The following is a 10,750-nucleotide window of genomic DNA, read 5'->3' on the forward strand; positions in this document are numbered from 1 at the left end:
GGTACCACATCGCTACGCGATGTGCAAGCGAACACCCGCGCTGCGCGCGGGTGTTGCGCTTCCGCTCCGCGGAAGCGCTGGCGGGACGCTCCGCGTCCCGCTCAACCTGATTGCTGCGCAATCGGGTTGATGCTCCGTCCGCTGCGCTCCCGGAGCGGGGGACTTCGTCCCCCTGCCGGGGCCTCCGCTTCGCTCCGATCCCGGTACGGCGGGTCCGCTGCGCTCCCCCGCCTGACGGTCCTTCCGGCTGCGCCTGCAGTCCCTTCGGCCCGCTACCGCGGGCCGGGCTGGCTAGGAGCGGCGGGTGGCGGTCGGCAGGGTGTGGCCCTGATCTGGTGGTAGGTCATAAAGCCCCGCACGGTCACCGCTGCCCAGATAGCAGTGCTCACCAGGGGCCACCACAGATCCCACCCCTGCTCACCCTTGACGAGTGCCCTCACCCAGCTGATGGTGAGGAACAAGGCCAGCCATCTGACCCACCGCCAGGTCCTCATGGCCCTTCCGGCACGGGCCTCACTGGGCTCTTATTGTTGGGCTTGTTTGCCGTCCACGTCTACCGCCTACCCGCTGCAAGGAAGCATCGTCATCCCGCAGTGCCCGGTCGGTGTTCGCAGTGCGCGTCACGGTTTTCGAAAGTGCGCCGGACCGCAGCGCCCTCATCCTCGACCAGCCCTGAGGGGTCCGGCAGTTCAAGCACGGTGGCGCAGTGCTCGCACAGCATCGTCCCGCCTTCGGCCGGGACGGCCGGCCTGCTCCCGCACGCCTTGCACATTCCCTCGCTCCGGTCGCTGCGCTCAGACTGCTGGTGTTCCATCGATGTGCCCTTCTCTATGGGGGATGCCGGGTTTCCGATCGTCTGAACCGGGTGCCCTAAAACTGGCCGGGCATATCGACGAGTGGCGTGCTTCAAAATAGGTCTGGGATAGACTCTGGACTGAGACAGTGGCCGTGGTGAGGCATCAGGACCAGTTCGGATCACGTTTCTTACGCTGGCTCTGATCGAATGCGTCACCCCGGTTGCGGATGGCCTCACCGGGGCGGACCCCGGTGTATCGCTTGGGATTTTTTTTGTTCCCTGCCTCGTAAAGAAGTCTTGCCCGGCCCTAGGAGAAGGCAGATCAGAATGGCAGCGAAGGAGCTCCGTCCCCACCAGCGAGAAGCCGTGGACGCAGTACTCCGTGCGCTCGAATGTCCTGCAAGATCGACTGTGCCCGAGCGCGGACTTCGTGCTCAGGTGATCATGGCGACCGGAACCGGGAAGACCCTCGTGGCCACCCGGAGCGCGGAGGAGCTCCGCGCGGGCCGTGTGCTCGTGCTCGTGCCCTCGCTGGACCTGCTCGCCCAGACCGAGACCGCGTGGCGCGCAGGCGGTCGTAGCGGCCCGATGATCGGGGTGTCGTCCCTGCGAGGGGAGGATGCGGGCTTCCCGAACACCACGGACGTGGACGAGCTCGTGGAGTGGACCCATCACCTGGACAAGGTCACCGTGTTCGCCACGTACGCCAGCCTCGGTCTGGGCACGCTGGAGCGGGCGCATCAGGGGGGCCTTCCGGGGTGGAGCTTGATCGTCGTGGACGAGGCACACAGGGTTTCGGGCAGGATCGGCAGGCCGTGGGCGGTCGTCCACGACAACACCCGCATCCCCGCCCTGCGCCGGCTGTACATGACCGCCACGCCGCGGCTGTGGCAGCTGGACGAGGACTCCGCGCAGGGCGCGCCGGGTAAACTGGTGGCCTCGATGGAGGACGATCCGGACGGGCCGTTCGGCAGCAGGGCGTTCACTTTGACGCTCTCGGAGGCCATCGACAGGGGAATCTGTGCCCCCTACCAGGTGGTGTGCCTGGACATCACCGACACCCAGCTCCAGGCCGCACAGCTTCTAGGCGAGGATGCGCGCTCCGAGCAGGTACGCGGGGCGCGGCTCGCCGCCCTGCAGACCGCCTTGGTGAAGACGTCAGCCGAGGAAGGCTTCCGGCGCACGCTCGTCTTCCACCACATGGTGAAGGAGGCGGAAGCGTTCGCGGCCGGCCTTCCCGACGTCGCCGCGCAGCTGTACGACGCGGACCCGGAGCTGTACCCGAAGACGGTCTGGGCCAACTGGCTGTGCGGCGAGCACAAGCCGCTCCACCGGCGCCGCGTCTTGGACAAGTTCTCCAGGGGAATCGCTGCTGACGGCACGATCGTGGAGAAGACGTTCCTCGGGTCCGTTCGCGTGCTCGGCGAAGGCATCGATACATCCCACTGTGACTCCGTGTACTTCGCGGACGTACGCGGCTCCATGCCCGACCTCGTCCAAGCCGTTGGCCGGGCGCTGCGGATGCAGCCGGGCGAGGGCAAAACGGCGTCGCTGGTCGTGCCGGTGCTGCTCGGGCCCGGCGAGACGGCCGACAACATGCTCACCAGCCGGGCGTACGGCGGCCTCGCGAAGCTGCTTGAAGCGCTCAGAGCGCACGACACACGGGTCGTGGAGCAGCTCGTCGAGCAACAAGCACCAAGCCGCGTCCGAGGCGTTCAAAGCCGCAGCGGAGAGGAAGACGAGGGAGCCGAGAGCGACCGAAGCGACTGGCTGTCGGTGCCAGCCCGGCAGTTGCTGAAGTTCAGCACGCCGCGCGACCCCGCCCAGCTGGCAGCGTTCATCAGCCTGCGCGTCCTCAACCCCGAACACCAACACTGGCGACGCGGCATCGAAGCCGCCACCATCTATCACCGACTCCACGGGGACCTGAAGGTGCCGTTCACCTTCCGCGTCCCCGGCAGCGGGAGCGAGGAGGCTAGAGCCGAAGGGTGGCCGGCCTCCCTCGCCGCCTTCCCACTTGGGCAATGGATCGCCGACGCCCGACGCTTCTACACCCGCGGCGACATGGACGAAGACCGCATCAAGCAGCTGGAGAAGCTGGGCATGGTCTGGTCGCACTTCGACGTCGCGTGGGAGGAAGGACTCGCCGCCGCGCGCGGGTGGGCGGCCGAGGCGGGCCACCTCCTGGCGCCGCTGGACGCCACGTACCAGGGGGCGAAGGTGGGGATCTTCCTGAAGAACGCCAGGGCCGCCGCGCGGAAGGCTGCCGAGATCGAGCAACGGCGTACCCAGGGGCTCCCGGTCGGATCGTCGGCCGGCGCCCTGTCGCAGGACCGGCGCGAGCAGCTCGAGGACATTGACCCCGCCTGGTGCCCCACCTGGCCCGTGGAATGGCAGAGAGCCTTCCACCTCACCCGGCAACACCTGGAGCAGGGCGGCGCGCTGCCGACCGAGCCGGGTGGCGTCGTACGCCAGGGCGAGGATCTGGGGCGGTGGGTCAAGGCGGTGCGCTTCGGCTGGGACAAGCTCACCACCGTCCAGCAATGGATGTGCGAACACATCCTCGGAATCCAACCCGCGGCCGAGGAGGAGAAGCCACGCCCGCGCCGTACACAGGCCGACAAGTGGGCGATGAACTACGCGGCCGCCAAGCAATTCTACGAACGCGAGGGGCACCTTCGAGTCCCGAGGCAGCACGTCGAACGGATCGTCATCGGCGGCGACGGTGACAGCGGCGAGGACCAGGAGGAACGGGAGCTCCGCCTCGGGGCATGGGTCGGGAATCAGCGGAGCAGGGCCGCGACGCTGACGCCGGAGCGGATGGAGCAGCTCTCCGCGATCGGCATGCGCTGGACATGATTCTGTTCCTGTGCCAGCGATGTTGTGATCGCTCACCGAAGGTTTTCGTCACGGATCATCCTGCGGAGGCTGGTGCGGGCTGCGGTCAGGTCTTCTTCGAGGGTGTTGATGCGGGCGCGGGATGTGGCGTTCTCTGCGGAGGCCTCCTGTAGCTGGCGGGTGAGGTCGTGATTCAGGGCGGTCAGTTCGTCTGCTCTGGTCGCTAAGTCCGGGGCGTGGATGGCATCGAGGTGCTGGCCGAGTTGGTGACGCAGGGCTGTCTGGAGCCGGTCGCGTTCGCTGCGGAGTTCTTTGATTTCTTGCCGGGCGGTTTCGAGTTCGGTGCGCAGGCTTAGCGGGGAGGGCGGGGTTGCCGTGGCAGATGGTGGGGCGCTGTGGGCTTGGCGTAGTTGGGCTGCCTCGATGTGCTCGCGTACGCCGGGGGCATAGGTGAGCCAGGTGGAGACGCGGGCGGCGCGGGCGACTGCGGCGAAGGTGAGCGGCTTTCCCTGTTTCTCGAGTGTGGCGAGGGCGGTGAGGACGCGGGCTCGTTTGTCGAGGCTGTGACGGCGTCTGGCTTCGGCGAGGGAGGCGGGGTTACCGCGGGGGTTCATTGAGGGTCTTTCGGCCGGACGGTGGTGAGGGGCAGGAGTGTGTGGTTGTCGCCTGCTCGTGCTTTTCGCAGCACAGTGCTGGCTTCTTCGATCTGTGCGCGTTCGGGAGCGGGGAGGGAGCCCAGGTGTTTGTGCATGCGGTCGATGACTCGCTGGTAGGCGGTGATCTGTGCGGTGAGGGCGGTGGTGACGAACTCGGCTGCGCCCATGGCGAGTGCGGTTTCGCGGTCTGCTCGTAGTTCGTTGATGTGCTGTTCGATGGCGGGCAGGTAGGAGGGGTCGGGGCGGTAGAAGCCGCAGCCGGCGCACTGGAAGCGGATGGGGCACGCCTGGCCTCCGGCTTTGACGTTCGACGGCTCGGTGCAGCCGCCGTAGGGGACGGCGACGGAGCGCATCTCGTAGGCCGTGCTCGAGCTGGGGCTGGGGTGGCCATGTTGGTCGAGGACATGTGCGCTGAGTTTGGCCACGGCTTCGCTTTTCCGTTTGAGGGAGACGGTGTAGTAGCGCTGCGTCATGGCGATGGATTTGTGGTCCATCAGTTCACGCAGCACGTCGACGGGAGTGCCGGCGTCTGCGTGGCGCTGGGCGTAGGAGTGGCGGAAGGCGTAGGGGTAGATCAGGGACCGGTCGAAGAGCAGGCGTTGTCCTTTGGAGTCGGTGCCTTCGGCGTGGAGCTGGGGCAGGGCGTCTGCCCAGAGCCTGAGGGCGTCGCTGAGGTAGGCGCTGGAGATGTAGGGGGCGTCGCTCAGGGGGGTGAGGGAGGGAAAGAGGTATCGGTCGCCTTTGGCGGGGAGGTGCAGCTGGTCGCGGCAGTCCTGCCAGGTTCGGATGGCGTCGGCGGTGGAGGTTGTGATCGGCAGACGTCGGCGGTGGCGTTTCCTCTTGTGGTTGTCCCAGATCAAGGTGGGTTGGCCGTTGCGGGTTTCCAGGCAGTCACGGGACAGGGAGACGATCTCGAGCGGGCGGCGCCCGGTGTCGCGCAGGACGATGTACATCGTGCGGTACAGCAGGTGCCGGGCGTCTGGGGCGATGTCGCGGCAGCCGTAGGTGTTTCCGGTGCCCAGGGTGTCGAGGTGGGCGTCCAATTGCCGGATGACGGACTCGGGGATGGCCTTGCCGATGAAGTCCTCATTGGGTTCTTCCACGGAGATGACGTGCTCGACGGGCACGCGGGTGAAGGTTCCGGCCAGGTCATCGAGGGTGCCACAGCGACGGCCGTAGGCGATGAGCTGGAAGAACATCCCCAGCAGGCTGCGTCGGAAGGAGGAGGAGTAGGGGGTACCGTCTCGTTTGCGTGCAGCTCGGAAAGCGTCGACGGCCAAGGTGGCATCGGCGAAAGTCAGAACGGTGGGATCGTCGCCGACGTCGGTGCGCTGGGCGAGAGCCGTGGAGGCGATGCACGTCGCCTGAAAAGTTCGCTTGAAGTCTTCCGTGGTGGGGCGGGCGGTGCTCCCCCAATGACGCAGCGCCTGGCGCAGCCAGGGCTGGCGGACTGTGCGGAGATCCACGCGGCCGGGCAGATGCCGGCGCTTGCCGGAGGCGCTATGGCGCAATCCGAGGACGCGCAGATCGATCACGTCCTGGTCGATGAGGGTGATCCCGGAGAACTCGCTGTATCCCGCGCGGCCGGCGGACTGCAGGTTCTCCAATGTGCGGACGGCAGACTGGTGCGGCTTGGTGAGCCGGGCCGCGTTGGTGGCGTCCAAAAGGGTGTCGGCCGTGGTGAGGTGGCTGATCACGCCGCGGATCCAGTGAGGTTCCAGGGCACGTACCCACTGGTCCATCTGCTGCACGGCGTACAGCACTTCCCAGCGCAGCAGCTCGGGCAACGGGGCGAGATGGAACTGGTGCGCCAGCAGATACAGCGGCTGCCCGTCGCCCACTGCGCAGCTGGGACGGGGGCGGTGCTGGAGCGGCAGTCTGCCCTCCAGGCACGCCAGTGATAGTTGCACAGCCCCCGGGAATTCATGGATGCGCCGGCACAGTCGACGACCATGCAGACGGGCACGTCGGTGAAGGGCATAGCGCGCTCACGGAGCCAGCGTTCGAACATGCCTCTTGCCTTGTGGTACTTGCGGGAGTTGTTGTGGGCAGCGCACAGGCCTCCCGACACCTGGGGCCGTACGCACCGCGCGCCGTCCCGGGTGAGCGTGCACGGCCCGACGACCGTCAACGGCATGGATTTGGAACGGGCGGGGGTGAAGGTGGCGGCGAACTCTTCCCGCGGCAGGCCGCTCTTTCTGCGCTGGTCCGAGCAGTACGTGCAGAACGTCTCCTGAGCGCGCACGATCACGTCGCAGCGGCGGGTGCGGCACCGGGAGGACGAGGTACGCGGGTTGTCGAGATCTCCGGTGAACAGCCATCTGACGCTGTCCCACTCCCCCGGCCGCCACGCGGGATCGATGTGGGCACGCAGCCACCTCTCCCACGACTTCTTCGTGGCCCTCGTCGGCGCCTCCAGTGCGGTCACGGGCGCGGTAGCGGTGCTCACTGGTTCTCCCGCCATGACTGGGCCCGGTCGACAGCCGCCCGGGTCTCGGACTCATCGACGTGGCGGTAGCGGTCCATGGACAGCGGCGAGGCGTGACCCAGCAGCTTTTGCACCACGTCCCGGTCTACTCCCTCGCGCAGCCAGTGGGTGGCAGCTGAGTGGCGCAGCATGTGCGGCCGCGCCGGATGCCCGGCGCGGCGGGCCAGACGGTCGAAGACGTTCTTGGCGTTCGGGTAGGTCATGGCCCGCCCCAGTGGCGGTCGGAAGAGGTTCACGAACACCATGCCTGTCTCGGCCGCGGCGGCCACCGGGGTCCGTTCGTACTGGTAGTCGGTGTAGAGGGAGACGATGTCGGGGGTGACGGGGAGGCAGCGCGGGTGTCTGGACTTGGCCAGGGCCCGGTTCGGGTTGTCGGTGCGGCGACGCGCATGAAGGTGCGGGCCCTGCACGGGGCATCCCAGGGAGCGTGACGAGGCCAGGAAATGCAGATCTTCATGGCGCAGGCCCAGGGCCTCCCCGATCCGCAGGCCGGTCGCGGCGAGCAGCGCGATGAGGAAACGGTCCCGCGCTCGGGGCGTATCCGCGATCATGCGGCGGATCTGCTCCGGGGTCAGGTCCTCGTAGCCGGGTTCGCTGACCTGGAAGCGAAAAGCCGATATCTGGACCTGGCGCCACTGGCCGCTCTCGCCGGCGTCGTACCCGGCCGGGAGGTACCGCAGGAACTTCGGCTCCGACAACAGGCCGGCCGTCTGGGCAGGGACCCATCCGTGCAGTGCGCCGAAGCGCAGGAAGTCCGTGACCGCCGTCATCACCGCGTTCGCCGTGCCCTGCGAACGGTAACGGGGCGCAGCCGTGGTCGGGGAACGGCGGCTGCGGGCCGGCAGCGGCGTGGTGACCAGCCACTGCTGCAGCCCGGACAGCGCCATGAAACTCGGACGCCACCACTCGATACGGCGCTCTGTGCAGTAGTTCAGATAGAGGGCGAGACGGCCTGCGTAGACCCGTTCCGTGTTCGGCGAGCGGCCCTTACTACGCAACCCGGCCAAAAACGCACACGCCTCGGCATGCAAGTCGTAGGTGCGCGCGTCGGCCACCACCCACCGCCCCACACCAGTCACCGGCGAGATCGAACGCTCAGCCACATAGCTCTGCTCCACCCACCAAACAGACCAAACCCTGCCGAGGGCCGGAGCCCGTTCCCGACAGCTGCCACACGACCAGGTGAGGGTCTCGCCAAACACACCTCACCAACCACCCCACCTATGGATAAAAATTCGCACCCTCTGTCCATTCGGCAATCGCAGCGATTACTGAGCGTTTTCAGCGTTGCTTCTCCAGGGTGAGGACGGCCTTGGTGATGACGCTCATGCGGTTGGGGCTGATGCGTGATCTGCGGAAGATCTGCCAGGACTTCAGCCGTGCCATGCCTCGTTCGACAGGTGCCCGGGCCGCGGACAGGGCCCGGTTCTCGGTCCGCTCGGTGAGGGTGAGTTCGCCGTTGGGCGGGCGGCGCTGGGCGGTGGTGACCCAGTCGCCCGCACCGATGTAGGCCATGTCGGCGAGGATCGGGACGCCCTGGCGCGCGCAGATCCGGAGGATCTTGTGGGTGCGGGCGGCCGTCAGATCGTGGGGTTCGGCCCGGCAGTGCCGGCGACAGCCACAGAATCTCACCGGCCGGGTCCGTGACGACCTGCACGTTCACCCCGTGCCGCTTGTGTTTCGAGGAGTAGTCGTCCCTGCCGTCGCCGACGCGGTCGCACTCGGCGAGCGTGCCGTCCAGGAGGACGAAGTCCGGGTCGTGCACGCGCAGCGTCTTCAGCAGGCCGGGCGCCTGCTCGGCGAGCAGACCGGTGACCGCGGTGACATAGGCGTGGGCGGTGCCGACGGATATCCCGAAGGCTCTGGCGATACGGGCGAGGGTGTCATGGCGGCGCAGGTACACGAGTGCGACCAGCGCACGGCGGTGCGGCGGGAGTTTGCACCGCCGGTCACCCTCACGGGTGACGATGAGCATCGTGACCCACTCGACCAGGGCATGGGGCAGGTCGAGTGCGGCAGGATACGGAACCAACAGGGCTCCTGTGCTGCTGAGTTGAGACGTCGAACACCTCCCTCAACGGCACGGGAGCCCTGTCCGTTGCGCACCCCGACCTCACACCGCCCCCGTCACCCGATCGGTGGCCACACTGAAAACGCTCACTGTGCCCTGCAGGGCGCCTTCGGCCAGGTCGGGCTGATGCCCTGGCAGGTGTGGGCCGACCGCGTCCTGTACGAGGCACAGGAGACCGCCGACCCCGTGCACCTCTCCGGTATCAACCCAAACATTGCCGTTAAATACGCGCACGCCGCACATCCGGACAAAGTCCTGCCCCGGATCCGACGACCGGGCGACAACGCCCCGCGCCCGCCATGCACCGTGGAGGACGTCGACAGTCGAGCCCGACTGCTCAACCGCTGCAGCCGCAGTGCCCGGGAGTTGGCGGTGTGGGCTGGATGAGGAGCGGGAGGAGCTTACGTCCAGGAAGCTCGGGGCTAGCATCACGACTCAAAGACATCCCCTCGAACCACTTCTTGCGCCAAGGGCAGGCGGGGTATTCGCTCTCAGAGACCATGAAAGCCTTGACGAAACACCCGCTGCAGTAGAAGTAGTAGCTACATCCTTCACATTCTGCTCCGCCAGGCGAAGGTGCGTTCCGGAATTGAAAGTTAGCCTTCTGGCCGAAGATAGCGTCATACTGGTCTTCGAGCAGGTTTCCGAACTTCTTTGAGTCTCGCGAGAAGTTGCATGCTCGCACTTCTCCGTTGTAGTCCACCGCGTACGTGCGTGAGCCCGCCCCACAGTTTTTCGGCGCCATTCCATGCCCGATTGACGGAGGGGTTCCGGGTCGACGTAGGAGCGGGTCGTTCAGGAATGGTTTTGAGCTGGTCGTTGATGCTCCTGACCACGTGCTCTGCCCCAAGACCGGGGTCCGTTACGTTGCAACCTCGCCCCAAAGCAGCGATCGGTGAGAACGCCACTGCGGCGACGTACATCTCCTTGGCAAGCTGGAAGAGAGGGACGACCTCGTGGAGGTTCGACTCTGAAATGGAGCTTGCCATCCGCGCCGGCGTCCCTCGCTCCACAAGGCGAGACAGGGCCGCACAGGCAGCGCGGAAGGAGCCGCGATGTCGACGCCACCGATCGTGGTGTTCCTCGAGACCATCGATGCTTACTTGCACGACAACGTTGCGGCATGAGGCGACGTATTCGAGCAAGTCGGGCCTCGTACCTAAGAGGTAGCCATTCGTGATGACGGCAACGAGTACGAACCTCTTAGCGACATGCGCGAGGATCTCTCGAAAATCGGGGTGGATAGTACATTCGCCGCCCGTCAATTCGAGCACTCGGACTCCCCGCTCGGCGAGAAGATCGATAACCTCGATCGCTTCGTCTAGGCTGATCCGGCCTCGTTTGGAAGGAGATGAAGAGTAGTAGCAGTGGGTGCAGGTGAAATTGCAGGTCTCGATGATCTCGAATGTTGCGTGAATCGGCTGGTAGCTCTCACTGGAACCCGTGATCCGATGTACGCCAGCAACTTCTTTCCCCGACTGGTCGCGTACCTCGCACAGTCCCACCTCCAGCGCGGCCGCTGCCGCCTGGGTAGCGAGCGCGGGGCCGAACAGGTCACCAAAATCCATCGTGAATTGATCGATGATCTGCCTGTAGGTGCGCGTCCCGTCGGCGAGCTCCAGGAAGCGGAGAAAGTACTTCTCAGTCTCAAATTGTTGCTCAAACCCGCGCTTGCTGACTGAGTTCGCATCGTCTTTGTAAACCATGAGATAGCCACCGCCAGCAGTGCGGTGAATCTCCAGGGCGTCGCTAGCAACCAGGAAGGCCGCGTCGTTGACTGTGGGGGCGGTCACCGCGAGTCCTCGTTGAGCTTGATCCGTTTTGACGGACACCCTCAGTGTGGTGGTCAGGCCGCGAGGGCGGTCTCATAGTCGGCAGGGCTGCGGTAGCCGAGGCTGCTG

Annotated in this window: 7 protein-coding genes and 1 pseudogene; 2 read left to right on the plus strand and 6 right to left on the minus strand. The window is 66.3% G+C overall.

Features of this window, described 5'->3' with window-relative positions; translation table 11 throughout:
• Positions 1–1,123: 1,123 nt before the first annotated feature.
• Positions 1,124–3,655, plus strand: a complete 2,532-nt coding sequence (locus ACI2L1_RS44460) for a Helicase associated domain protein (RefSeq protein ID WP_404745188.1) — start codon at positions 1,124–1,126, stop codon at positions 3,653–3,655.
• A 32-nt stretch (positions 3,656–3,687) separates the two neighbouring features.
• Here ACI2L1_RS44460 and ACI2L1_RS44465 read toward each other — a convergent pair whose 3' ends face one another.
• Positions 3,688–4,248, minus strand: a complete 561-nt coding sequence (locus ACI2L1_RS44465; RefSeq protein ID WP_404745189.1) for a hypothetical protein — start codon at positions 4,246–4,248, stop codon at positions 3,688–3,690.
• Positions 4,245–6,077 carry a tyrosine-type recombinase/integrase gene (locus ACI2L1_RS44470; protein WP_404745190.1) on the minus strand — a complete coding sequence of 611 codons (1,833 nt, stop codon included), beginning with the start codon at positions 6,075–6,077 and terminating at the stop codon, positions 4,245–4,247. Before ACI2L1_RS44470 ends, ACI2L1_RS44465 begins: the two co-directional genes overlap by 4 nt.
• A 222-nt stretch (positions 6,078–6,299) precedes the next feature.
• On the opposite strand from ACI2L1_RS44470, the gene ACI2L1_RS44475 reads away from it, so the two are divergent.
• Positions 6,300–6,527, plus strand: a complete 228-nt coding sequence (locus ACI2L1_RS44475) for a hypothetical protein (RefSeq protein WP_404745191.1) — start codon at positions 6,300–6,302, stop codon at positions 6,525–6,527.
• Between the two features lie 208 nt (positions 6,528–6,735).
• On the opposite strand, the gene ACI2L1_RS44480 is transcribed toward ACI2L1_RS44475, so the two are convergent.
• The 4 genes and pseudogenes from ACI2L1_RS44480 to ACI2L1_RS44495 form a co-directional block, all read right to left on the minus strand.
• Positions 6,736–7,881 (minus strand): tyrosine-type recombinase/integrase, encoded by a 1,146-nt coding sequence (locus tag ACI2L1_RS44480; protein WP_404745192.1) that lies wholly within the window; start codon positions 7,879–7,881, stop codon positions 6,736–6,738.
• Between the two features lie 178 nt (positions 7,882–8,059).
• Positions 8,060–8,810 (minus strand): annotated as a pseudogene (locus ACI2L1_RS44485) (transposase family protein).
• Positions 8,811–9,186: 376 nt separating this feature from the next.
• On the minus strand, positions 9,187–9,552 hold the full coding sequence (locus tag ACI2L1_RS44490) for an SPASM domain-containing protein (RefSeq protein ID WP_404745193.1): 366 nt from the start codon (positions 9,550–9,552) through the stop codon (positions 9,187–9,189).
• Positions 9,470–10,642 (minus strand): radical SAM protein, encoded by a 1,173-nt coding sequence (locus tag ACI2L1_RS44495; RefSeq protein ID WP_404745194.1) that lies wholly within the window; start codon positions 10,640–10,642, stop codon positions 9,470–9,472. Before ACI2L1_RS44495 ends, ACI2L1_RS44490 begins: the two co-directional genes overlap by 83 nt.
• Between the last annotated feature and the right edge of the window lie 108 nt (positions 10,643–10,750).

It is taken from the genome of Streptomyces sp. NPDC019531 (genome assembly GCF_044903305.1).
GTDB lineage: Bacteria > Actinomycetota > Actinomycetes > Streptomycetales > Streptomycetaceae > Streptomyces.